This window comes from Streptomyces sp. NPDC058373, assembly GCF_042723275.1.
GTDB lineage: Bacteria > Actinomycetota > Actinomycetes > Streptomycetales > Streptomycetaceae > Streptomyces.
In genome coordinates this window covers 20,924-46,153 of record NZ_JBHXJE010000021.1, presented here as the reverse complement: position 1 = coordinate 46,153, position 25,230 = coordinate 20,924, and the positions used below count along the sequence as shown (strand labels likewise).

14 protein-coding genes are annotated in these 25,230 nt (G+C 73.4%); 10 read left to right on the top strand and 4 right to left on the bottom strand.

Annotation, left to right across the window (positions count from 1 at the left end; genetic code table 11):
- The first annotated feature begins 187 nt into the window (after positions 1 to 187).
- The 5 genes from ACFWMZ_RS14915 (at position 188) to glgB (ending at position 10,741) form a co-directional block, all read left to right on the top strand.
- Positions 188 to 1,402 carry a S8 family peptidase gene (locus ACFWMZ_RS14915; RefSeq protein ID WP_383201815.1) on the top strand — a complete coding sequence of 405 codons (1,215 nt, stop codon included), beginning with the start codon at positions 188 to 190 and terminating at the stop codon, positions 1,400 to 1,402.
- A gap of 764 nt (positions 1,403 to 2,166) precedes the next feature.
- Positions 2,167 to 4,170, top strand: a complete 2,004-nt coding sequence (locus tag ACFWMZ_RS14910) for an alpha-1,4-glucan--maltose-1-phosphate maltosyltransferase (RefSeq protein WP_383176066.1) — start codon at positions 2,167 to 2,169, stop codon at positions 4,168 to 4,170.
- On the top strand, positions 4,167 to 5,906 hold the full coding sequence (gene treS / locus ACFWMZ_RS14905; protein ID WP_383176063.1) for a maltose alpha-D-glucosyltransferase: 1,740 nt from the start codon (positions 4,167 to 4,169) through the stop codon (positions 5,904 to 5,906). Before ACFWMZ_RS14910 ends, treS begins: the two co-directional genes overlap by 4 nt.
- 308 nt (positions 5,907 to 6,214) lie before the next feature.
- The gene (locus tag ACFWMZ_RS14900) at positions 6,215 to 7,672 is read left to right on the top strand and encodes a phosphotransferase (RefSeq protein WP_383176060.1); all 1,458 of its coding nucleotides are present in this window, start codon (positions 6,215 to 6,217) and stop codon (positions 7,670 to 7,672) included.
- Between the two features lie 174 nt (positions 7,673 to 7,846).
- Positions 7,847 to 10,741, top strand: coding sequence for a 1,4-alpha-glucan branching enzyme (gene glgB / locus ACFWMZ_RS14895; protein WP_383176057.1), 2,895 nt, complete (start codon positions 7,847 to 7,849; stop codon positions 10,739 to 10,741).
- A 69-nt stretch (positions 10,742 to 10,810) separates the two neighbouring features.
- On the opposite strand, the gene ACFWMZ_RS14890 is transcribed toward glgB, so the two are convergent.
- The 3 genes from ACFWMZ_RS14890 to ACFWMZ_RS14880 form a co-directional block, all read right to left on the bottom strand.
- Positions 10,811 to 11,740 carry a hypothetical protein gene (locus tag ACFWMZ_RS14890; RefSeq protein ID WP_383176054.1) on the bottom strand — a complete coding sequence of 310 codons (930 nt, stop codon included), beginning with the start codon at positions 11,738 to 11,740 and terminating at the stop codon, positions 10,811 to 10,813.
- A 104-nt stretch (positions 11,741 to 11,844) separates the two neighbouring features.
- Positions 11,845 to 14,133, bottom strand: a complete 2,289-nt coding sequence (locus tag ACFWMZ_RS14885; protein ID WP_383201812.1) for a HelD family protein — start codon at positions 14,131 to 14,133, stop codon at positions 11,845 to 11,847.
- 314 nt (positions 14,134 to 14,447) lie between these two features.
- A complete protein-coding gene (locus ACFWMZ_RS14880; RefSeq protein ID WP_383176048.1) occupies positions 14,448 to 15,878 on the bottom strand; it encodes a cation:dicarboxylate symporter family transporter in 1,431 nt (476 codons plus the stop codon).
- 279 nt (positions 15,879 to 16,157) lie between these two features.
- On the opposite strand from ACFWMZ_RS14880, the gene ACFWMZ_RS14875 reads away from it, so the two are divergent.
- Both ACFWMZ_RS14875 and ACFWMZ_RS14870 read left to right on the top strand, forming a co-directional pair.
- Complete coding sequence (locus tag ACFWMZ_RS14875; protein WP_383176179.1) at positions 16,158 to 17,831, top strand: ATP-binding protein; 1,674 nt, start codon at positions 16,158 to 16,160, stop codon at positions 17,829 to 17,831.
- Positions 17,828 to 18,574, top strand: a complete 747-nt coding sequence (locus ACFWMZ_RS14870) for a response regulator (RefSeq protein WP_383176045.1) — start codon at positions 17,828 to 17,830, stop codon at positions 18,572 to 18,574. Before ACFWMZ_RS14875 ends, ACFWMZ_RS14870 begins: the two co-directional genes overlap by 4 nt.
- A 137-nt stretch (positions 18,575 to 18,711) precedes the next feature.
- Here ACFWMZ_RS14870 and ACFWMZ_RS14865 read toward each other — a convergent pair whose 3' ends face one another.
- Complete coding sequence (locus tag ACFWMZ_RS14865) at positions 18,712 to 19,737, bottom strand: ATP-dependent 6-phosphofructokinase (protein WP_383176042.1); 1,026 nt, start codon at positions 19,735 to 19,737, stop codon at positions 18,712 to 18,714.
- 491 nt (positions 19,738 to 20,228) lie between these two features.
- Between ACFWMZ_RS14865 and pta the strand changes: the two genes are divergently transcribed.
- From pta to pyk, 3 genes are all read left to right on the top strand, one after another.
- Positions 20,229 to 22,304: a phosphate acetyltransferase gene (gene pta / locus ACFWMZ_RS14860; protein WP_383176039.1), complete on the top strand. Its 2,076-nt coding sequence runs from the start codon at positions 20,229 to 20,231 to the stop codon at positions 22,302 to 22,304.
- A gap of 52 nt (positions 22,305 to 22,356) precedes the next feature.
- Positions 22,357 to 23,634, top strand: a complete 1,278-nt coding sequence (locus tag ACFWMZ_RS14855; RefSeq protein ID WP_383176036.1) for an acetate kinase — start codon at positions 22,357 to 22,359, stop codon at positions 23,632 to 23,634.
- 74 nt (positions 23,635 to 23,708) lie between these two features.
- Positions 23,709 to 25,136: a pyruvate kinase gene (gene pyk, locus ACFWMZ_RS14850; RefSeq protein WP_383176033.1), complete on the top strand. Its 1,428-nt coding sequence runs from the start codon at positions 23,709 to 23,711 to the stop codon at positions 25,134 to 25,136.
- The last annotated feature ends 94 nt before the right edge of the window (positions 25,137 to 25,230 follow it).

The window sequence follows — 25,230 nt, the reverse complement described above, 5'->3', positions numbered from 1 at the left end:
GCCCCGCGGGCGGTTTCCGTTGCAACAATTACACAACCTTTACCGTGGCTTCACGACACATTCGCCCCGTTCTCCCCCTTCTTCACCCGTTGCCCGGGCGGTCCCGGCCCGCCACGCTGACGGGCGGACACCGCCGGGCCCGCGAAGGGCGGGCCCACGGGGTCGACATGAGGAGGGGAACTCGCAGATGAGCGAGGTCATACGCATTCCGCGCCGGACAGCGGCCGTGGCCGCCGCCGCGGTCGCGGCGCTGGCGGTGGGCACACTGCCCGCCCAGGCGGCACCAGCAGGGCCGGGGGGCCCGGAGCTGGGGACGGTCCGTCAGGCCGACAACCCCCGCGACGTGGTGCGCGACAGCTACATCGTGACGCTGAAGTCCGGCACCAAGGCCCCGTCGGCCGCGGGCGCCAAACTCGCGAGCCGCTACGGCGGCAAGATCAGCCACACCTACCAGCGGGCCCTCAACGGGTACGCGGTGAAGCTCAACGCCGTCCAGGCCAGGCGGCTCGCGGCGGACCCCGCCGTGGCCTCGGTCGCCCAGGACGTCAAGGTGCGGGCCTCGGCCACGCAGACCGACCCGACCTGGGGCCTGGACCGGACCGACCAGCGGACGCTCCCGCTGGACGGCCGGTACACCTCGCCGGACGGCGGCGGCGCGGGCGTCACCGTGTACGTCATCGACACCGGCATCCGGATCAGCCACAAGGAGTTCGGCGGCCGGGCCCGCGACGGCTACGACTTCATCGGCAAGGACAAGGTCGCGCAGGACGCCAACGGCCACGGCACCCACGTCGCGGCCACCGCCGTCGGCGCCACCTACGGCGTGGCGAAGAAGGCCAAGGCCGTGGGTGTGCGGGTGCTCAACGCCAACGGCGAGGGCACGCTCGCGCAGGTCATCGCGGGAATCGACTGGGTGACCAAGAACGCCGTCAAGCCGGCCGTGGCCAACCTGAGCCTCGGCGGCGGGGTCAGCCCCGAGCTGGACAAGGCGGTCCGGGCCTCGATCGCCTCCGGTGTCACCTACACGGTGGCGGCGGGGAACGAGGGGCTGCCCGCGGAGACGGTCTCGCCCAGCCGGGTGAAGCAGGCCATCACCGTCGGGGCGAGCAATCGTCGGGACGAGCGTTCGTACTTCTCGAACTGGGGTCCGACGGTGGACCTGTTCGCCCCGGGCGAGGACATCAAGTCCGCCTCGCACAAGAACGACACCGGCAGTGTGTCGTTCGACGGGACGTCGATGGCGGCGCCGCACGCCGCGGGCGCGGCCGCGCTGTATCTCGCGGCCAACCCGAAGGCGGCACCTTCGGCGGTCGAGAAGGGGTTGGTCGGCAGCGCCTCCGCGGGGCAGCTCCGGGACAGCCGGATCGGATCGCCCAATCGGCTGCTCCAGGTCGCGCCTTAGCGGGCTACTCCTCAGCGGGGTTCGCCTCAGCGGCAGGGCTGACTTGATACTCGCGGGTCGGGAGACGTCCAGCTCCCGGCCCGCGGGCTTTTCTCTGGCCTCAAGCGCCGGCCGGGCTCTCTTTGGCCTCAAGCGCCGGCCGGATGAGATCGGGGCGTTGATCTCCTCGCCCTGCGGTCACTGAACTGGGCTCAAGCGTCGGCGTCGAGCTGGGGGCGGGAGCGGGGAGAGGTCCCGCGTGTCCCACGGGTCACGTCTTTCACACCCGTCCCGACCTGGTGTTCTTCGGGGGTGCACATGCCAGGGGCAGTGGGGCCGGGGGGATTCGGGGGTACGCGCCAGTAGGTGAGCGGGAGGCGGATTGGCCGGCCTTCGGGTGGGGGAAGGTTGTCCCGGTACTCCCGCGCACGCGACCGAGCGCGGACCGCACGCACCCGCGCACGGCCCCCCGAACCCCGTCCCGTACGACACCGCCCGGACTCCCCCGCAGCGTTCCCGGCGGTCCTTTCCGGCACCGCGCGGCGCCCCCTCGGCGCCGGGCGGGGCCCGGCCACCCGGCACCACGACGCAGCACACCGCCCGTCCCCGAGGGGCGGTCCGAGCGACTTGGCAAGGAGCGTCCATGCCCTTAGCGCGTCCCCCGTCGAGCACGACCTCGCCCGAGGCGTCAAAGGGACGGCGAAAACTGCCGATAGAGAGGACGACGGCCGGGACGCCCGAGTCCCCGGCCACCCCCCGTACCCGCACGATCCGCAGGTGATGCCGTGAATTCCCCCATTGGACGCATCCCCGTCCTCGACGTCCGACCGCTCGTCCAGGGCGGCAGACGCCCCGCCAAGTCGGTGAGCGGCGAGTCCTTCGAGATCACCGCCACCGTCTTCCGCGAGGGCCACGACGCCGTCGGCGCCAACGTGGTGCTGCGCGCCCCCGACGGCCGCGGCGGCCCCTGGACGCCGATGCGCGAGCTGGCGCCGGGCACCGACCGCTGGGGTGCCGTGGTCGCCCCGGTCGCCGAGGGGCACTGGACGTACTGGGTGGAGGCGTGGGGCGACCCGCTCACCACCTGGCGCCGGACCGCCGCCGTGAAGATCCCGGCCGGGATCGACACCGAGCTGGTGTTCGAGGAGGGCGCGCGGTTGCACGAGCGCGCCGCCAAGGGCGTACCGAAGGCGAAGGGGCGCCGGGAGGCGGTGCTCGCCGTGGCCGACGCGCTGCGGGACACCTCGCTCGGCGCCGAGGAGCGGCTGACCGCCGCCGAGGAGGGGCAGGCGGTGGCGGCGCTGGAGCGGTACCCGCTGCGCGAGCCGCTCTCGGCCTCCGAGCCGCTGCCGCTGCTGGTGGAGCGCAAGCGGGCGCTCTTCGGCTCCTGGTACGAGTTCTTCCCGCGTTCCGAGGGCGCCGTGGTGCCCGAGGACGGCGGCCCGCCGGTCTCCGGCACGCTGCGGACGGCGGCGGCCCGGCTGCCCGCCGTCGCGGCGATGGGCTTCGACGTCGTGTACCTGCCGCCGATCCACCCGATCGGCACCACCCACCGCAAGGGCCGCAACAACTCCCTCACCCCCGACGCGCACGACGTGGGCGTGCCCTGGGCGATCGGCTCCGCCGACGGCGGGCACGACGCGATCCACCCGGAGCTCGGCACCTTCGAGGACTTCGACGCGTTCGTGCGCACCGCCACCGAGCTTCGGCTGGAGATCGCGCTGGACTTCGCGCTCCAGTGCTCCCCGGACCACCCGTGGGTGACGGAGCATCCGGAGTGGTTCCACCACCGGCCCGACGGCTCGATCGCGTACGCGGAGAACCCGCCCAAGAAGTACCAGGACATCTTCCCCATCGCCTTCGACCGGGACATGGACGGCCTGGTCGCCGAGACGCTGCGGGTGCTGCGGCTGTGGATGGGCCACGGAGTGCGGATCTTCCGCGTCGACAACCCGCACACCAAGCCGGTGGTCTTCTGGGAGCGGGTGATCACGGAGATCAACCGGACCGACCCGGACGTCATCTTCCTCGCCGAGGCGTTCACCCGCCCGGCGCTGATGCACGCGCTGGCCGCGGTCGGCTTCCAGCAGTCGTACACGTACTTCACGTGGCGCAACGGCAAGCAGGAGCTGACCGACTACCTGACCGAGCTGAGCGGGGACGCGGCCGCGTACATGCGGCCGAATTTCTTCGTCAACACGCCGGACATCCTGCACGCGTACCTTCAGCGCGGGGGCCGTCCCGCCTTCGAGGCGCGGGCGGTGCTGGCGGCGACCCTCTCACCGTCCTGGGGGGTCTACGCGGGCTTCGAGCTGTGCGAGGCGCAGCCCCTGCGCGAGGGCAGCGAGGAGTACCTGGACTCGGAGAAGTACCAGCTGCGTCCGCGTGACTGGGCGGCGGCCGAGCGGGAGGGCCGCACGCTGGCCCCGCTGCTGACCGTGCTGAACCGGGTCCGGCGCCGCAATCCGGCCCTTCAGCAACTGCGCGACCTGCATTTTCATCACACCGACAACGACGCGCTGCTCGCCTACAGCAAGCATTCGGGTGGCAATACGGTCCTGACGGTCGTCAACCTCGACCCGCACCACACCCAGGAAGCAACGGTCTCGTTGGACATGCCGCGCCTCGGCCTCGGCTGGGACGACACCACACCGGTGCGCGACGAGCTCACCGGCGAGACCTATCACTGGGGCAGGGCCAACTACGTGCGTCTAGAGCCGGGCATCACGCCCGCGCACCTGTTCGTCCTGCGACCGTCCTCACCGATCGGAGGGTCACCCACACCATGATCGTCAACGAACCCGTCCAGGACACCTTCGAGGACACCCCTGCCAAGGACCGTGACCCCGAGTGGTTCAAGCGAGCCGTCTTCTACGAGGTGCTCGTCCGGTCCTTCCAGGACAGCAACGGCGACGGCATCGGCGACCTCAAGGGCCTCACCGCCAAGCTCGACTATCTCCAGTGGCTGGGAGTGGACTGCCTCTGGCTGCCGCCGTTCTTCAAGTCGCCGCTGCGCGACGGCGGCTACGACGTTTCGGACTACACCGCGGTGCTTCCGGAGTTCGGCGACCTCGCCGACTTCGTGGAGTTCGTGGACGCCGCCCACCAGCGGGGCATGCGGGTCATCATCGACTTCGTCATGAACCACACCAGCGACCAGCATCCGTGGTTCCAGGAGTCCCGCCGCGACCCGGACGGCCCGTACGGCGACTACTACGTCTGGGCCGACGACGACAAGCAGTACCAGGACGCCCGGATCATCTTCGTCGACACCGAGGCGTCCAACTGGACCTTCGACCCGGTGCGCCAGCAGTACTACTGGCACCGGTTCTTCTCCCACCAGCCGGACCTCAACTACGAGAACCCGGCCGTCCAGGAGGAGATCCTCTCCGCGCTGAAGTTCTGGCTGGACCTCGGCATCGACGGCTTCCGCCTCGACGCCGTGCCCTACCTCTACGCCGAGGAGGGCACCAACTGCGAGAACCTCCCCCGCTCGCACGCGATGCTCAAGCGGGTCCGGGAGGAGATCGACACCCACTACCCGGACACGGTGCTCCTCGCCGAGGCCAACCAGTGGCCGGAGGACGTCGTCGACTACTTCGGCGACTTCGCCAAGGGCGGCGACGAGTGCCACATGGCGTTCCACTTCCCGGTGATGCCCCGCATCTTCATGGCGGTCCGCCGGGAGTCCCGCTACCCGGTCTCGGAAATCCTCGCCAAGACCCCGGCGATCCCCTCGGGCTGCCAGTGGGGCATCTTCCTGCGGAACCACGACGAGCTGACCCTCGAAATGGTCACCGACGAGGAACGCGACTACATGTACGCCGAGTACGCCAAGGACCCGCGGATGCGGGCCAACATCGGCATCCGGCGCCGCCTCGCCCCGCTCCTCGACAACGACCGCAACCAGATCGAGCTCTTCACCGCCCTGCTGCTCTCCCTGCCGGGCTCGCCGATCCTGTACTACGGCGACGAGATCGGCATGGGCGACAACATCTGGCTCGGCGACCGGGACGCGGTGCGTACGCCGATGCAGTGGACGCCTGACCGGAACGCCGGATTCTCCTCCAGCGACCCGGGCCGGCTCTTCCTGCCCACCATCATGGACCCGGTCTACGGCTACCAGGTGACCAACGTCGAGGCCGCCATGTCCTCGCCGTCGTCCCTGCTGCACTGGACCCGGCGCATGATCGAGATCCGCAAGCAGAACCGTGCCTTCGGACTGGGTTCGTACACCGAACTGCCCTCCACCAACCCGGCCGTCCTCGCCTTCCTGCGCGAGGCCCCGCCCGGTGCGGAGGGGGAGGAGGACGACCTGGTGCTCTGCGTGCACAACTTCTCCCGCTTCGCCCAGCCCACCGAGCTGGACCTGCAGGCCTTCGCCGGACGCCATCCGGTGGAGCTGACCGGCGGGGTGCGCTTCCCCGCCATCGGTGACCTGCCGTACCTGCTGACCCTGGCGGGCCACGGCTTCTACTGGTTCCGCCTGCGCAAGGAGGCCGCGGTCACCGCCGTCACCCCCTGACGGCGGCCCCGGCCCCCTGAGGTGTCCGGTGCGGGACGGTTACGGCCCTCCCGCGCCGGGCACGCGTAACCGCACACCGAGCGCCACCTCCGGGCACCTGGGTGACCCCGGCCGGAGTTCTCAGCCCGCTGCTCCTCCCACGCTCCCCCGCCCCGCCCCGCACTGTCCGGGGCACCGTCACCGCCCCGTAAGCCCGCACCTGCGGCCGATGAGGGGACCGGGCGCACCGCCGGACCGTCAAATGCCGCAATCCGGGTCACTGTCGGGCGATATTGAGGTGTACCCGGGGAAAGGACGCGACGCCGCCAATGTCGGATGCCTCCAGCACGCTCGTTCCTTCCCCAGCGCCCGGGGGGCTGCTCGCCTCCCTGGACCCGCTGCTGCGCCCCTGGCTGCCCAGACAGCGGTGGTTCGCCGGCAAGGGCCGCCCCGTAACGGGCTTCACCCTGGTCGCCGCCACCGAGCTGCTGCCCGGCCGCCAGCCGGGGCCGGACAGCCCCGGCCTGCTCCACCTCCTGGTCCGCGCCCAGCAGCCCGCCGGGCCCGGCCGGGGCGCCGCCACCGACCCGGGCGACACCTACCAGCTCCTCATCGGGGTGCGCCGCACGCTGCCGCCGCGGCTGGCGCCCGCGCTGATCGGCCACCCGGCCGACGGCCCGCTCGCCGGGCAGGCCGTCTACGAGGCGCTGCACGACCCGCGCCTGACCGACGTGCTGCTGGAGCGGCTGCGGCTGCCCGGGCGGCTCGGGGCGCTCCGCTTCGCCCGTGCCGACCAGGGCGACATCCCCGCCGGGCTGCCGGCCCGGGTGCTCGGCGCCGAGCAGTCCAACTCTTCCCTCGTCTACGGCGAACGGCTGATCCTCAAGCTGTTCCGCCGGGTCGTCCCCGGCGTCAACCCGGACCTGGAGCTGCCCCGGGCGCTGGCCGCCCGCCGCTCCACCCGGGTGCCCGCGCCGGTCGCCTGGGTGGAGGCCGACGGCGGCGGCGAGCCGCTGGTCCTCGGCGTCCTCCAGCCGTTCCTGCGCGGCTGCGACGACGGCTGGGAGCTGGCGCTCGGCGCGCTCGCCCGCGGTGAGGACTTCTCCGGCGAGGCGCGCGCCCTGGGCCGGGCCACCGCCGAGGTGCACGCCGCGCTCGCCGACACCCTGCCCACCGTGACGCTGGGCCCGGCCCGGCTGGCGGCGCTGGCGGGGCAGATGACGGAGCGCCTGGACGCCGCCGCGCAGGCGGTGCCCGCGCTCCACCGGCACGTGCCGGGTCTGCGCACCGCCTTCGACGCGATGGCCGACCCGAGCCTCGCCGGGGCCTCCCTGACCGCCCAGCGGGTCCACGGCGACCTCCACCTCGGCCAGTGCCTGCGCGGCCCCGACGGCCACTGGTCGCTGATCGACTTCGAGGGTGAGCCGGTGAAGCCGCTGGCCGAGCGGCGGCTGCCGCAGCCGCCGGTCCGCGACGTGGCCGGGATGCTCCGCTCCTTCGACTACGCCGCCCGCTCGCACCGCCCGTGGGCCCCTGAATGGGCCGACCGCTGCCGGGACGCGTACTGCGCCGGGTACGCGGAGGCCGGGGGCCGCGACCCGCGCGACGAACCGGTTCTCCTGCGCGCCTACGAGACCGACAAGGCGGTCTACGAGGCGCTCTACGAGGCCCGGCACCGGCCCGACTGGCTGCCCGTGCCGCTGGCGGCGGTGGAGCGGCTCGCCGCACCCGTCCCGGCGGGGGCACGCGCCGACTCCGGCGGGTCGCTCGGCTACGGGCTGGACTGACCCGTACCGCTCCCCCGCCCGGTTGCCGGGCGGGCCGCGCCGGTCCCCGCCGCCGCGTCCCGCCCGCACCTCTCGTCCGTCCCCCTGCCCCCTCTTCCCCGTCCCTCCCCACCCGTTCCGCTCCGATCCGGCCCCGAGCCGATCACCGCCCACCGTGCCGAGGAGGCCCTCCCCGTGACCCCCCGTCCGCCCGCCCCCGAACCCTCCGACGCGGCCGAGCCGCACACCCCCCTGGTCCCCGCCCCGGCCCGCGGGGAGGACCGGGACGCCGAGACCCCGGCCCCCGCCGACCCCGGCCCCGACCGCGCCGCGGCCGCCGGCGCCGACCCGGGCACCGCCACCGCGACCCGGACACGCCCGGCCCCGGCCACCGCACCCGGCACCGACAACGAGGACGTGGCCCGGACCCGTACCGGCCGCCCCCGCTCCACCAAGTCCGGCAGCGCGGGCCCGAAGCAGGGTCCCGCGCCCGGGCAGGACGCCGAAGAGCCCGCCGCGAAGGCAGCGGGGAAGCCCGCCGCCAAGGGCGGCGCGAAGTCCCGTGCGAAGGGCGCCGCGAAGTCCGGCACGAAGGCGGGGGCCGGGACCGGCGAGGCCGCCGCGAAGGCGAAGCCGAGGACCCGGGCGAGGAGCACCGCTAAGACGGGCACGGCCGCCGGGGCGAAGACGTCCGCGAAGAGTTCCGCGAAGGGCGGTGCCACGGCGGGCACGAAGGCGGGCGCCCAGCCGGGGGGCAAGGCCGGGGCCAAGTCCCCCGCCTCCTCGCCGAAGGCACCGGCCAGCTCCCGCGCCAAGACCCCGGCCAAGCCCGGCCGCGCCCCCGCCGCCCGCACCCGGCGCCCGGCGGCCGCCGCTCCGCCCGCCTCGCCGTACGCGCCGCACCCCGACGACCGGGCCCGGCTGCTGCACGGCCACCACCACGACCCCCACGGGGTGCTGGGCGCGCACCCGGCGGGCGGCGGGGTCGTGGTGCGGGCGCTGCGTCCGTACGCCACCGGCGTCGCGGTCGTCGCCGAGGGGCTGCGGGTGGCGCTCACCGACGACGGCGACGGGTTCTTCTCCGGGCTGCTGCCGGTCGACTCGGTCCCCGACTACCGGCTGGAGATCACCTACCCGGACCAGGAGGGCGGTGGCAGCCACACCGTCACGACCGCCGACCCGTACCGGATGCTGCCCTCGCTCGGCTCCTTCGACCTGCACCTGATCGGTGAGGGGCGGCACGAGGAGCTGTGGCGGGCGCTGGGGGCGCGGCCGATGACGCACGAGGGGGCGACCGGGACCCGGTTCACCGTCTGGGCGCCGAACGCGCGCGGCGTGCGGATCATCGGTGACTTCAACTTCTGGGACGGGACGGCCTACCCGATGCGGTCGCTGGGCTCCAGCGGCATCTGGGAGCTGTTCGTGCCGGGGATCGGCGAGGGGGCGCTGTACCGGTTCGAGATCGCCCGCCCGGACGGCTCGCTGACCCGCCGCTCCGACCCGATGGCCCGCCGCACCGAGGTGCCGCCGGCCAACGCCTCCGTGGTCGCCGACTCGCACCACACCTGGGGCGACGGGGCGTGGCTGGCGCGGCGCGGGCAGGTCCCGGTGCACGAGGCGCCGTTCTCCGTCTACGAGGTGCACCTGGCCTCCTGGCGGCCGGGGCTGACCTACCGCGAACTGGCCGAGCAGCTCCCCGCGTACGTCAAGGACCTCGGCTTCACCCATGTGGAGCTGATGCCGGTCGCCGAGCACCCCTTCGGCGGCTCCTGGGGCTACCAGGTGACCGGCTTCTACGCGCCGACCTCCCGGCTCGGCACCCCGGACGACTTCAAGTACCTGGTCGACGCCCTGCACCAGGCGGGCATCGGGGTGCTGATGGACTGGGTCCCGGCGCACTTCCCGCGCGACGACTGGGCCCTGGCGGAGTTCGACGGGCGGCCGCTGTACGAGCACCCGGACCCGCGCCGGGCCGCGCACCCGGACTGGGGGACGCTGGAGTTCGACTACGGCCGGACCGAGGTGCGCAACTTCCTGGTCGCCAACGCGGTGTACTGGTGCGAGGAGTTCCACATCGACGGGCTGCGGGTCGACGCGGTCGCCTCGATGCTCTACCTCGACTACTCCCGCGAGGACGGCCAGTGGTCGCCCAACGAGTACGGCGGGCGGGAGAACCACGACGCGGTCGCCTTCCTCCAGGAGATGAACGCGACGGTCTACCGCCGCGCGCCCGGCGTCGTCACCATCGCCGAGGAGTCCACCGCCTGGGACGGCGTCACCCGGCCCACCCATCTGACCGGCGCGGGCGGCTTCGGCGGCCTCGGCTTCGGGCTGAAGTGGAACATGGGGTGGATGCACGACTCGCTGGAGTACATGGCGAAGGAGCCGGTGCACCGCAAGTTCCACCACAACGAGATGACCTTCTCGATGGTGTACGCGTACAGCGAGAACTACGTGCTGCCCATCTCGCACGACGAGGTGGTCCACGGCAAGCAGGCGCTGGTCTCCAAAATGCCCGGCGATTGGTGGCAGCGGCGCGCCGACCACCGCGCCTACCTCGGCTTCATGTGGGCCCACCCCGGCAAGCAACTCCTCTTCATGGGGCAGGAGTTCGCGCAGGGCGCCGAGTGGTCGGAGGCGCACGGCCCGGACTGGTGGCTGCTCGACCCGGCGTACGGCGCCGAGGCCGACCACCGGGGCGTGCGCGACCTGGTCCGCGACCTGAACACGGTCTACGGCGCGACCCCGGCGCTCTGGCAGCGCGACACCGACCCGGGCGGCTTCGCCTGGATCGTCTCCGACGCCGCCGAGGACAACGTCCTCGCCTTCCTGCGGTACGACCACCAGGGCGCGCCGCTCCTCGCGGTCAGCAACTTCTCCCCGGTGGTCCGCCACGGCTACGCCCTGGGCGTGCCGGACACCCACACGGCGTGGCGGGAGGTCCTCAACACCGACGGTGAGCGGTACGGCGGCGGGGGCGTCGGCAACCCGGAACCGCTCAAGCCCGAGGAGCCGGGCACGCACGGCCGCCCGGCGGCGCTGCGGCTCACCCTGCCGCCGCTGGCGACGGTGTGGCTGCGGCCGGTCTGACCGGCCGGGTACGCGCGGCCCGGTCCGCCCCTGTCCCGGGGGCGGGCCGGGCCGCGTCGCGTCCGGGTCTCAGCGGCCGAGGGCGCGCCGGAGGGTGAGGCCGTGGCGGACGCGCAGGCGGCGCAGTTCCCACAGGGCGAGGACGGTGACGGTGACGGGCCCGCCGTAGAGGAGGAGCCGGGCGACGCTCTCGGGGGCGTCGCCGTACTTGTCGCCGATCAGGTCGACGGCGAGGTTCACCCATACCAGGGCGACGGAGACCATCGGGGGCACCACCTCGTGGACGTCGGCGGTGCGGAAGACGTTGGCGACCGAGTTGAGCAGGGCGCTGATGCCGAAGAAGATCAGCCAGACGGCGGCCAGCCGGACCGCGACGGCGGTCTCGGCCAGGTTGCCCCCGGTCGTCAGGGTGGTCACGGTCAAGAAGACCACGACGGCGAGCAGCGACAGCAGCACGCAGAGCGGGCCGCGTGAGCGCCGCAGGTAGGGGCGGCGCAGGTCGGGCCGGGCCGAGCGGATGAAGACGGCGAGCACCACGGGGACGACCAGGACGAGGACCAGGCAGTTCTGGATGATCTGGAGCCAGGGCGCGGTGACCACCTCCATCGCGTCGGCCACCTGGTAGGCGAAGGCGACACCGAGGACGACGACGAAGCCGGCGAAGGCCCGGGCGCGTTGGAGGACGCGGGTGGCCGGGTCGTCCACCCGGTCGGGCCGCGAGGGCCGGCAGAGCCGCCGGGCGGCGACCGGCGGCAGCAGCCACCCGAGCCAGGCGCGCACCACCCCGCCCCGGGACGGCACCACCAGCGGCGCGTCGTCGAGCCCCGGCGCGGGACGCTGCGGCGGGACGCCGTAGCCGTAGGGGTGCCCAGGCCCGGGCGGCCCGTAGGGGTTGCCCTGCGCGTAGGGGTTGCCCGGCCCGTACGGGTCGTACGCGCCGTACGGATCGCCGGGCGGGTACGCCCCGGTTCCGGGTGGTCCTGTGGTGGGTCCTGCCATCGCTCCCCCGAGTCCGTGGCCGCCGTGCCGTGGTGCCGCGTCCGGACCGCCTGACGGGGCGGACGCGGACGCGGGCAGAGGATAGCGTGCGGCCCGGCGAGGCGTCAGCGCGCCTCGACGGCCTCCGGGTCGGCGAGGGCGGCGGGCAGCTCGCCGGTGTGCAGGAGGCCGAGGGTGCGGGTGGCGCGGGTCAGCGCCACGTACAGGTCGCTGGTGGGGAAGGCGGCCGGTTCCACGACGAGCACGGCGTCGAACTCCAGCCCCTTGGCCTGGCGCGGGGCCAGCAGCACCACGGACCGGGTGAGGTCGGGTTCGCCTCCGGCGGTCTCCCCCGGCAGCGCGGCGGCGAGCGCCTCGTGCAGGTCGGCGGGGGCGATCACCGCGAGCCGCCCCTCCTCGGGCGCGTCGGCGCGGGCCGCCTCGGCGACGGCCGCCGGGAGCGCGTCCGGGGTGGTCCGCAGCGACCAGGGCCGCTGCCCGGTGGAGCGGACCGAGGAGGGCGGGGTGAAGCCGGGGTCCTCGGCGCGCAGCAAGGACCCGGCGACCGCCATGATCTCCTCGGGCGTGCGGTAGTTGACGCCGAGCCGGGTGTACTCCCAGCGCCCGGGGACGTACGGGTCGAGGATGGTGTGCCAGTCGCCGAGGCCGCCCCCTTCGGCGGTCTGGGCGGGGTCGCCGACCAGGGTCATGGAGCGGGTCGGCGAACGGCGCATCAGCAGCCGCCAGGCCATCGCGGAGAGCTCCTGCGCCTCGTCCACGATGATGTGGCCGAAGGCCCAGGTGCGGTCGGCGGCGGCCCGCTCGGCGGCGGTGCGGTGGTCGGCCTCCTCGTGGCGCTCGGCCATCCGCTCGGCGTCGATGACGTCGTGGGCGCCGAGCACCTCGGAGTCCTCGTCGTCCTTGTCCTCGAACTCGTAGGTCCGCGAGGCGTAGGCGAGTTCCAGGACGCCCTGCGCGTAGGCGACGCGTTCCTGCCGGGCGGCCTCGGCGGCGGCGCGGACGGCCGCGTCGTCCTCGCCGAGGAGTTCGGCGGCCTCGTCCAGGAGCGGGACGTCGGCCGGGGTCCACGGCCCGCCGTCGCGGCGGACCGCCTCGGCGTCGGCCTCGGCCAGGTGGGCGGGATCGGCGAGGAAGTCGGTGAGGAACTCCTCGGGGGTGAGCTGGGGCCAGAGGGATCCGATGGCGGCGTGCACCTCGGCGCTGGCGGCGATCTCCTTGGCGAGCTGGGCGACGTCGGAGGCGTCCAGGAGGTTGGGGCCGCCGTAGGGGTCGGCGCCGAGGCGGTCGGTGAGCTGGGCGGTCAGCGCGTCGATGATCCGGAAGGCGAAGTGCGGCCGGGCCAGGTTGTGCGGCAGCCCGGTGGCGCGGGCCCGCTCGCGCGCCTCGGTGGCCATGGCGCGGTCGAGGTGGAGGACGCCGTAGTCGTCGTGGCCGATCTCCAGCACGTCGTCCGGGACGGCCTGCCGGTCGGCGACGGCCCGGGCCAGCGCCTCGGCCATCACGAGCCGGCCCTTGGCCTCGGCGGCCCGGGCGGTGTCGGTGCCGGTGGCCTCGACGCCGGGGAAGAGCTCGCCGAGGGTGGCGAGCCAGACACCGGTCTCGCCGAGGGAGGGGAGGACCTCGCCGATGTAGCCGAGGAAGGCCGGGTTGGGGCCGACGACGAGGACGGCGCGGCGGGCGAGCTGCTCGCGATGGGCGTAGAGGAGGTACGCGGCGCGGTGCAGGGCGACGGCGGTCTTGCCGGTGCCGGGGCCGCCCTCGACCACCAGGACACCCTGGTGCGGGGCACGGATGATGCGGTCCTGCTCGGCCTGGATGGTCTGGACGATGTCGGCCATCCGGCCGGTGCGGGCGGCGCCGAGCGCGGCGAGCAGGACGGCGTCGCCGTTGGGGTCCTCGTGGCCGGTGCGCCGCGCGTCGCCGAGGTCGAGGATCTCGTCGTGCAGCGCGGTGACGGTCCGGCCCTCGGTGGTGAGGTGGCGGCGCCTGCGCAGCCCCATGGGGGTGTGGCCGGTGGCGAGGTAGAAGGGCCGGGCGACCGGGGCCCGCCAGTCGATGAGGACGGGGGTGCGCTCGGTGTTCTCCTCACGGATTCCGATACGGCCGATGTGCCTGCTCGCGCCGTCCCGGAAATCGAGCCGCCCGAAACAGAGCCCGGAATCCACGGCGTCCAGCGCGGCGGCGGTCATGCCGTGCTCGGTGACCGCCACATCCCGCTCCAGCCGGGCCTGCTGTCCCGTGGTGACCTGCGACAACGATGCTCTGACGGCGTTCTCCTCGGCGGCGCGGCGGGCGTCGAGGAGGGTGTACAGGTGGGTGACGAAGGACTGTTCGGCCCGCAATTCCGCGCCGTCCCCGCGCTCTTCGCGATTCCCCTGCCACTCGGTTGACAATGCGACTCCTCGCCGGTTAGGATGGCTACATCAGGTGTTTTTCTGCGCCCATTTGGAGGAAAGCAGAAACACCGAATATACGCAGAGAAAGCCCCCAGGCGTCAAACCGTCTGGGGGCTTTCTTCTTGTTCTTTGCGCGGACTCCCGATGGGTACAGGGGGCGTCGGCCGCTGACCCGAGGCGGCCGGCCCCGTACGCACGAACGCCCCCGGCGGGGGGTCCGGGGGCGTTCGCGGGGGCCGGGCGGTGGGGGGTCGCCCGGTCCGGGGCGGCGCCGCGCCCCGGGGGAACGAGGCGCGGCGCGGGGGCTCGGGTCAGGGGGCCGACTTCTGGAGGGGGACGTCGCCGTCGGTCTGCGCGGCGCCCGGCTCCGGGGTGGTGTCCTTGGTCAGGGCGGCCTTGGCGTCCGCCTCCGGGTCGAGCTCGACCTCCTCGGGGGCGGGGCCGCCGTGTCCGTCGTCGACCAGGCTCTTCTCGTCGAAGGGCAGCTCGCCGGCGAGGACCTTGGTGACGCGGTCCCGGTCGACCTCCTTGGTCCAGGTGCCGATGAGCAGGGTGGCCACGGCGTTGCCGGCGAAGTTGGTCATGGCGCGGGCCTCGGACATGAAGCGGTCGATGCCGACGATCAGGCCGACGCCGTCGACCAGCTCGGGCCGGTGCGACTGGAGGCCGCCGGCGAGGGTGGCGAGCCCGGCGCCGGTGACGCCCGCCGCGCCCTTCGAGGCGATGATCATGAAGAGGAGCAGGGAGACCTGCTCGCCCAGGGAGAGCGGGTTGCCCATCGCCTCGGCGACGAAGAGGGAGGCCATCGTCAGGTAGATGGCGGTGCCGTCGAGGTTGAAGGAGTAGCCGGTGGGGACGGTGATGCCGACGACCGGCTTGGAGATGCCCAGGTGCTCCATCTTGGCGATCAGGCGGGGCAGCGCCGACTCCGAGGAGGAGGTGGAGAGGATCAGCAGGAACTCGCGGCCCAGGTACTTGAGCAGCTTGAGGATGTTGACCCCGGTGCAGATCCGCAGGAGCGCGCCGAGGACGACGACCACGAAGAGCAGGCAGGTGACGTAGAAGCCGATCATGATGACGGCGAGCGATTTCAGCGCGTCGACGCCGGTTTCGCCGACCACCGCCGCGATGGCGCCGAAGGCGCCGACGGGGGCCGCCCACATGATCATGGCGAGGACGCGGAAGACCAGGCGCTGGATGTGGCCGATGCCGGTGAGGATGGGCTCGCCGGACTTGCCGAGGGCCTGCACGGCGAAGCCGACGAGGAGGGCGATCAGCAGGGTCTGGAGGACCTCGCCGCCGGTGAAGGCGGAGACCATGGTGGTCGGGATGATGCCGATCAGGAAGTCGACGGTGGACTCGCTGGCGTCGCTCGCCTGGGCCTCACCGGCGCCGCGCAGCTCGTCGGTGAGCTGCATGCCGTGGCCCGGCTCCAGGAAGTTGCCGACGACCAGGCCGATGGCGAGGGCGACGGTCGACATCACGATGAAGTAGCCGAGGGCGAGGCCGCCGACCGCGCCGACCTTGGCGGCCTTGCGGACCGAGCCGACGCCCAGCACGATCGTGCAGAAGATGATCGGCGAGATCATCATCTTGATGAGGTTGACGAAGCCGGTGCCGAGCGGCTTCAGCTCCACCGCCAGTGACGGGGCGACGAAGCCGACCAGGATGCCGAGCACGACCGCGGCGATCACGGCGATGTACAGATAATGCGTTCTGTCCCGCTTGGCGGCTGCTGCCACGGGGGCCTCCTTGGACGTCGTCGTCGGGGATGCGGACCGGTACGGGCGGCTGCCCGGCGCCGGACGTGCAAGCGACGCTCGCGACCTGTGGAGGAGGGAGCGGGACATGCCTGCACAACGCTCAGTGCGTGCGGCTCACGTGCTGGCGGTGCGGCGACTCTTTCGCAGGCTGTGAGGGCGGTCACCCTTGCGTTCATTTAGTTCGCACACATCCGGCCAGGCAGACTGTCCGACATGCCCCTGTCCCGTCCCCGCAGCCTCGCTGGTCAGCTCTTCGCGATGCAGGTGTTCCTGGTGGTCCTGCTGATCCTGGGCTGTGTCCTGTTCGCGTTCCTCTCCGACCGCCGTCAGGCCGAGGAGGCGGCGGGCCGCCAGGCCGGCGCCACCGCCCGCGCGGTCGCCGACTCGCCGTCGGTGCGCGAGGCGATCCGGGCGGGCGGGGACCCCTCGCGCGTCCTCCAGCCGTACGCCGAGGAGGTCCGCCGGGACGCCGACGTCGACTTCGTGACCATCATGGACACCCGCGGTATCCGCTGGACCCACCCGGACACCGGGCAGATAGGCGCGCGCTTCCTCGGCCACACCGAGGAGGCGCTGAGCGGCCGGACGCTGCTGGAGACGTACACCGGCACGCTCGGGCCCTCGGTGCGGGTGGTCACCCCGATCCGGGACGACGGTGAGGTGATCGGGCTGGTCAGCGCGGGGATCACGGTCGACCAGATCGCGGCCCGGCTGCGCGACCAGGTGCTGACGCTGCTCGCGGTCGGCGGGCTGACGCTGGTGGTCGGCGGGGTCGGCACGTACGTCATCAACGCGCGGCTGCGCCGCCACACCCACGACATGGACGCCGCCCAGCTCAGCCACATGTACGCCTACCACCAGGCGGCCCTGCACGCGGTCCGCGAGGGCCTGGTGATGCTGGACGGGCAGCGCAGGATCGCACTGATCAACGACGGGGCCCGGGAGCTGCTCGGCCTCGCCCCGGAGCGCGGGGTCGGCGACCGGGCCGACGCGCTGGGGCTGCCGGCCCCGTTGACAGGGGCGCTGCTGGCGGCCGAGCCGCGGGTCGACGAGGTCCATCTGAGCGCCGACCGGGTACTGGTGGTCAACACCTCGCCGGTCGCCTCGGGTGAGCAGCGCGGCACCGTGGTCACCCTGCGCGACCACACCGAACTCCAGGCGCTCACCGGCGAGCTGGACTCCGAGCGCGGCTTCTCCCAGGCGCTGCGCTCGCAGGCGCACGAGGCGGCCAACCGTCTGCACACCGTGGTCTCGCTGATCGAGCTGGGCCGCGCGGAGGAGGCCGTGGAGTTCGCCACCGCCGAGCTGGAGCTGGCCCAGACCCTCACCGACCAGGTGGTGCAGGCGGTCGGCGAGCCGGTGCTGGCGGCGCTGCTGCTCGGCAAGACCGCGCAGGCCAACGAGCGCGGCATCGAGCTGACCGTGCACGAGGACAGCCGCCTGGACGACGGGGTGCTGCCGGCGGAGCTGCCCGCCCGCGACCTGGTGACGGTGCTGGGCAACCTGGTCGACAACGCCATGGAGGCCGTCTCCGGCACCCCGGGCGCCCGCGTCGCGGTGACCGCCCGCGCCGAGGCCGACGGGCTGCTGCTGCGGGTCACCGACAACGGCCCGGGCGTCAGCGACGGCGAGGAGGTCTTCCGCCGTGGCTGGTCGACCAAGGACGGCGGCGGCCGGGGCCTGGGACTGGCGCTGGTCCGGCAGACGGCCGAGCGGCACGGCGGTACGGTCACCGTGGGCGAGGCGCCCGGCGGCGGCGCCGCCTTCCAGGTCCGCATCCCCATCAGCTCCTCCACCCGGTCCACCCCGGCCGGGTCCGCCGCCCTCCCCGCTCCCCGCGCCCACCCGCACGCCGGGGCGGGCCCGCCCGGCACGGACCCGCTGCCGACGCCCGCACCGACCGACGACGCCACCCCGGAAGGCCTCAGATGACCCCGCACCACGACCAGCCCGCCGGTCCCGTCGGCGCGGGGGCGCCCGGCGGCGGGCAGTCCGGACAGGACGGCCCGGGTCCGGTGCGGGTGCTGGTGGTGGAGGACGACCCGGTGGCGGCGGACGCGCACCGGACGTACGTCGAGCGGGTGCCGGGGTTCACCGTGGTGGGGGTGGCGCACTCGGGGGCCGGGGCGCAGCGTGCGCTGGAGCGGTTCCCGGTGGACCTGCTCCTGCTCGACCTCTACCTGCCGGACGGGCACGGACTCCAGCTGGCCCGCTCGCTGCGGGCGGCCGGGCACCGGGCCGACGTGATCGCGGTGACCTCGGCGCGCGATCTGGCGGTGGTCCGGGAGGGGGTGTCGCTGGGGGTGGTGCAGTACGTCCTCAAACCGTTCACCTTCGCGACGCTGCGGGACCGGCTGGTGCGGTACGCGCAGTTCCGCAGCACCGCCGGGGAGGCGAGCGGCCAGGCCGAGGTGGACCGGGCGCTGAGCGCGCTGCGGTCGCCGCAGCCGGCCGTCCTGCCGAAGGGGCTGAGCGCGCCGACCCTGGAGCGGGTGACGCAGGCGCTGCGGGACGCTCCCGAAGGGGTGACGGCGGCGGCCGCCGGGGAGCTGGTCGGGATCTCCCGGATCACCGCCCGCCGGTACCTGGAGCACCTGGTCACCTCGGGGCGGGCGGTGCGCGCCCCGCAGTACGGCACGGTGGGGCGGCCGGAGCTGCGGTACCGGTGGGTGTGAGGGGGCGGCGGGCGCTTTGGCAGCGGGGCCGCCGAAGACCGCCGGCGGGCCCGGGCAGGCGGTCGCACACGTAAAGGTGACGGCGCGGCAGCCGCTGCTGACGCGCCGTCACCTCAGCCGTGACGCCCTGTCCCGGCTCAGAAGACCGACTCGGCCTCGTCCATCCGGTCCTGCGGGACCGTCTTGAGTTCGGTGACCGCCTCGGCGAGCGGCACCATGACCACGCGGGTGCCGCGCAGGGAGGTCATCCGGCCGAAATCGCCGTTGTGCGCGGCCTCGACGGCGTGCCAGCCGAAGCGGGTGGCGAGGACGCGGTCGTAGGCGGTGGGGCTCCCGCCTCGCTGGACGTGGCCGAGGATGACCGGGCGGGCCTCCTTGCCGAGGCGGTGCTCCAGCTCGCCCGCGAGGGCGGTGCCGATGCCGTGGAACCGCTCGTGGCCGTACTGGTCGATGGCGCCCTTGCCGTAGGCCATGGTGCCCTCGGCGGGGTGGGCGCCCTCGGCGACGCAGATGACGGCGAACTTCTTCCCGCGCGCGAACCGCTCCTCGACCATCTTGACCAGGTCGGCCGGGTCGAAGGGCCGCTCGGGCAGGCAGATGCCGTGGGCGCCGCCGGCCATGCCGGACTCCAGCGCGATCCAGCCGGCGTGCCGGCCCATCACCTCGACGACCATGACGCGCTGGTGCGACTCGGCGGTGGTCTTCAGCCGGTCGATGGCCTCGGTGGCGACGCCGACGGCGGTGTCGAAGCCGAAGGTGCGGTCGGTGGCGGAGATGTCGTTGTCGATGGTCTTCGGTACGCCGACGACGGGCATCCCGGAGTCCGAGAGGAGCCGGGCCGCGGTGAGCGTGCCCTCGCCGCCGATCGGGATGAGCACGTCGATGCCGAGTTCGCGGGCGAGCTCTGGGGCGTTCTCGCAGGCCTCGGCGAGGCGGCCGCGCTCCAGGCGGGCCGAGCCGAGGATGGTGCCGCCGCGGGCGAGGATGCCGCTGACGGCGTCGAGGTCGAGGGGGCGGTGGCGGCGGTCGAGAAGGCCCTTGTACCCGTCCTCGAAGCCGATGACCTCGTCGCCGTGGTGCGTGACGGCGCGGTGCACGACCGAGCGGATCACGGCGTTCAGGCCGGGACAGTCGCCGCCTGCGGTGAGGATTCCGATACGCATCGTGCTGTCTCTCCTGCTCGATACTGGCCGTTCGTCCGTGTCGCGGTCCGGCGGACCCGGACCGTCCGGCGTGGCTCCGGAGGCGACCGCGGGGAAGACGGACCGGTCCGAATTCTGACACGGCGGCCGTCCCGTCCGTGTCTTAGGTCACCTCGAGCGCTCGCGGCGCCCTCCACGGCCGGGTGCGCGGGCTCCGGATTCCGCCGCGCTCCACAGGCCGCCTGCCCCGGCGGCGAACCCCCACCCCTGACCGGCGGAACGCGGGTGCCGCCGAACAAGAGCCGCCGCCCGCACACCGGTATCGTCGGTGTGCATACCGTAGCAAAAGCGACACCGCTCCACTCCGGGAGCCGAGGGCCGTCCTCGCAAGGATCTGGCGGCGGCAGGGGTCGCTCCCGGCCAGGATGGGCAGGCGACCGGGCGAGGGGCACAGACGTGCGCATCGGGCTGCCGCCCGGCGGCGGCACGGGACCAGCGGAAGGAGCGGACGCGTGGCACGCAGCGTCTACGTCACCGGAACCGACCGGGGCGACGGCCGGCAGGTCTTCGAGCTGGGTCTGATGGAGCTGCTGACCCGCCGGGTCGACCGGGTGGGGGTGTTCCGGCCACTGGTGCACGACGGTCCGGACCGCCTCTTCGAGGTGCTGCGCGGCCGCTACCGGCTCAGCCAGGACCCGGTCACCGCGCACGGCATCGACTACCGCGAGGCCGCGGGGATCCAGGCCGAGCAGGGCACCGACGCCCTGGTCTCGCAGCTCGTCGACCGCTATCTGGCCGTCGCCCGCGCGTACGAGGTGGTCCTCGTACTCGGCACCGACTACGCCGACACCCAGCTCCCCGACGAACTGGCGCTCAACGCCCGTCTCGCCAACGAGTTCGGCGCCTCCGTGCTGCCCGTCGTCGGCGGCCGCGCGCAGAGCGCCGAGTCGGTCCGCGCCGAGGCCCGCAACGCCTACCGCGCCTACGAGGCGCTCGGCTGCGACGTGCTCGCCCTGGGCGTCAACCGGGTCGCCGCCGAGGACCGCGAGGTGGTCGCGGAGCGACTGCGGGCCCACCTGCCCGTCCCCTGCTACGTGCTCCCCGACGACCCGGCGCTCTCCGCGCCCACCGTCCGGCAGATCTCCCGGGCGCTGGACGGCACGGTCCTGCTGGGCGACGACGCCGGGCTCGCCCGGGACGTCCTGGACTTCGTCTTCGGCGGCGCCACCCTGCCGACCTTCCTGCACGCCCTCACCCCGGGCTGTCTGGTGGTGGCCCCCGGCGACCGGGCCGACCTGGTGGTGGGGGCGCTGGCCGCGCACAGCTCGGGGACCCCGCCGATCGCCGGGGTGCTGCTGACCCTCGGCGAGCGGCCGGGGCCCGAGGTGCTGACGCTGGCCTCGCGGGTGGCGCCGGGCACGCCGGTGGTCTCCGTACCGGGCAACAGCTTCCCGACCGCCACCCGGCTCTTCACCCTGGAGGGGCGGCTGGACGCGGCGACGCCGCGCAAGGCGGAGACGGCGCTCGGCCTCTTCGAGGACTGGGTGGACACCGGGGAGCTGCTGGACCGGATCTCGGTCGGCGCCACCGGTCGGGTCACGCCGATGATGTTCGAGCACAAGCTGCTGGAGCGGGCCCGCGCCGACCGCCGCCGGGTGGTGCTGCCGGAGGGCACCGAGGAGCGGGTGCTGCGCGCCGCCGACGTGCTGCTGCGCCGCTCGGTCTGCGACCTCACCCTGCTCGGCCCCGTCGAGACGATCCGCAAGAAGGCCGCCGACCTGGGCGTGGACCTCGGCGGGGCGGAGCTGATCGACCCCCAGGAGCCGGAGCTGCGGCAGCGCTTCGCCGAGCGGTACGCGGAGCTCCGCGCCCACAAGGGCGTCTCGGTGGAGCTGGCGTACGACGTGGTGGCCGACGTCAACTACTTCGGCACGCTGATGGTCGAGGAGGGGCTGGCCGACGGCATGGTCTCCGGCTCGGCGCACTCCACGGCGGCGACCATCCGGCCCGCCTTCGAGATCATCAAGACCCGCCAGGACGCCACCCTGGTGTCCTCCGTCTTCTTCATGTGCCTCGCCGACCGGGTGCTGGTCTACGGCGACTGCGCGGTCAACCCGGACCCGAACGCCGTGGAGCTGGCCGACATCGCCGTGCAGTCGGCACTGACCGGCGCCCGCTTCGGGGTCGACCCGAAGATCGCCATGCTGTCGTACTCGACCGGCAGCTCCGGTTCGGGCGCCGACGTGGAGAAGGTGCGGGAGGCGACCGGGCTGGCCCGCGAGCGGCGCCCGGACCTGCTGATCGAGGGGCCGATCCAGTACGACGCGGCGGTGGAGCCGACGGTGGCGGCGGCCAAGCTGCCCGGCTCCGAGGTGGCCGGGCAGGCGACGGTGCTGATCTTCCCGGACCTCAACACCGGCAACAACACGTACAAGGCGGTGCAGCGGTCGGCCGGGGCGGTCGCCGTCGGCCCGGTCCTCCAAGGCCTGCGCAAGCCGGTCAACGACCTCTCCCGGGGCGCCCTCGTCCAGGACATCGTGACCACCGTCGCGATCACCGCCGTCCAGGCCCAGGAGAGCGGCGCGTGAGCGCGTCGCGGCCCCCGGCCCCGACCCCGACCCGTACGGAGGAAGGCAGCACGTGAGTACCGAGCAGGGCCCGCGGCCGCACCGCGTCCTCGTCCTCAACTCCGGCTCCTCGTCGGTCAAGTACCAGTTGCTGGACATGGCCGACGGCAGCAGGCTCGCCGTGGGCCTGGTGGAGCGGATCGGCGAGGCGACCTCGCGGCTGACGCACACCCCGCTGACCGACGGGTCCGGGGAGCAGCGGGAGCGGACCGGGCCGGTCCGCGACCACCGGGAGGCGCTGGAGGCGGTCGCGGCCGAGCTGGCCGAGGACGGCCTCGGCCTCGACTCGCCCGAACTGGCGGCGATCGGGCACCGGGTGGTGCACGGCGGCCGGCTCTTCACCCGGCCGACCGTCGTGGACGACGCGGTGCTGGCCGAGATCGAGCGGCTGGTGCCGGTGGCGCCGCTGCACAACCCGGCCAACCTGATGGGCATCCGTACCGCCCAGGAGCTGCGCCCCGACCTGCCGCAGGTGGCGGTCTTCGACACCACCTTCCACACCACGATGCCGGAGTACGCCTCCCGCTACGCGATGGAGCGCGAGACCGCCGACGCGCACCGGGTGCGCCGCTACGGCTTTCACGGCACCTCGCACGGGTACGTCGCCCGGAAGACCGCGGAGCTCCTGGACCGGCCGCTGCCGGAGCTGAACCTCATCACCCTCCACCTGGGCAACGGCGCCTCGGCGGCGGCGATCCGCGGCGGGGCCTGCGTCGACACCTCGATGGGGCTGACCCCGCTGGAGGGGCTGATGATGGGGACCCGGTCGGGCGACATCGACCCGGCCGTCGTCTTCCACCTGAAGCGGGTCGCGGGGATGGAGACCGACGAGACCGACGCCCTGCTCAACCAGCGCAGCGGCCTGCTCGGCATATGCGGGGACAACGACATGCGCGAGATCACCCGGCGCATGGGCGAGGGGGACCAGGACGCCCGGCTCGCCTTCGACATGTACATCCACCGGCTGAAGAAGTACATCGGCGCCTACGCGGCCGTCCTCGGCCGGGTCGACGCGGTGGTCTTCACCGCGGGCGTCGGGGAGAACGCCGCCGCGGTCCGCCAGGCCGCGGTGGACGGGCTCGAAGGGTTCGGCATGGCGGTGGACCGGGAACGGAACGCGGCCCGCTCCGGCGAGCCCCGGCTGATCTCCCCGGGCTTCTCGCCGGTGGCCGTCGCGGTGGTGCCGACCGACGAGGAACTGGAGATCGCCGAGCAGACCTACGCACTGGTGGGGCCGGACACCCGGCCCGCCCCGGACGGCGCCGGCTCCCCCGGCGCGCCGCCCGGCTGAGCGCCCGCCCGCCCATATGTACCTTCCGCCAGATGGAATATTCCGCAAGGAAACAAACCGATAGGATCCGCCCCATGCGCCGTTCCAAAATCGTCTGCACGCTGGGCCCCGCCGTCGACTCGTACGAGCAGCTGAAAGCGCTCATCGAGGCCGGCATGAACGTGGCCCGTTTCAACATGAGCCACGGATCTCACGCCGAGCACGAGGACCGGTACCGCCGTGTCCGCCAGGCGTCCGCGGACACCGGCCGGGCGGTGGGCGTCCTCGCCGACCTCCAGGGCCCCAAGATCCGGCTGGAGACCTTCGCCGAGGGCCCGGTCGAGCTGGTGCGCGGTGACGAGTTCACCATCACCACCGAGGACGTGGCCGGAGACAAGTCGATCTGCGGCACCACCTACAAGGGGCTGCCCGGCGACGTCGCCAAGGGCGACCCGATCCTCATCAACGACGGCAACGTCGAGCTGAAGGTCACCGGCGTCGACGGCTCCCGCGTCGAGACCATCGTCATCGAGGGCGGGGTCATCTCCGACCACAAGGGCATCAACCTGCCCGGCGCCGCCGTCAACGTCCCCGCCCTCTCCGAGAAGGACATCGACGACCTGCGGTTCGCCCTGCGGATGGGGTGCGACCTGGTCGCGCTCTCCTTCGTCCGGGACGCCGAGGACGTCAAGGACGTCCACAAGGTGATGGACGAGGAGGGCCGCCGGGTCCCGGTCATCGCCAAGGTCGAGAAGCCGCAGGCGGTCGCCAACATGGAGGCCGTCGTGCTCGCCTTCGACGGCGTCATGGTGGCCCGCGGCGACCTCGCGGTGGAGTATCCGCTGGAGAAGGTCCCGATGGTGCAGAAGCGCCTGGTGAGCCTCTGCCGCCGGAACGCCAAGCCGGTGATCGTGGCGACCCAGATGATGGAGTCGATGATCACCAACTCCCGGCCGACCCGCGCCGAGGCCTCCGACGTCGCCAACGCCATCCTGGACGGCGCCGACGCGGTGATGCTCTCGGCCGAGTCCAGCGTCGGCGCGTACCCGATCGAGACGGTCAAGACGATGTCGAAGATCGTCGTCGCCGCCGAGCAGGAGCTGCTCTCGCGCGGCCTCCAGCCGCTGGTCCCGGGCAAGAAGCCGCGCACCCAGGGCGGTGCGGTGGCCCGCGCCGCCGCCGAGATCGCCGACTTCCTCGGCGCCCGTGCCCTGGTGGCGTACACCAAGTCCGGGGACACCGCCCGGCGGCTCTCCCGCTACCGCGCGGCCCAGCCGATCCTCGCCTTCACCACCGACGAGGCCACCCGCAACCAGCTGACGCTGAGCTGGGGCGTGGAGAGCCACGTGGTGGACTACGTCGACAACACCGACGCCATGGTGGAGCAGGTCGACGAGGAGCTGGTCGGGCTCAACCGCTTCAACGACGGCGACACCGTCGTCATGACCGCCGGTTCGCCCCCCGGCGTCCCCGGCACCACCAACATGGTCCGGGTCCACCACCTCGGGGGCGCCCGGAGCTGACCCTCTGACTCCGCCGGACGAGCACCTGCCCCGCTGGGTCCGGCGGTCACGACCGTGGCCCGCGTCCTTGGCCAAGGACGCGGGGCACGGTCTT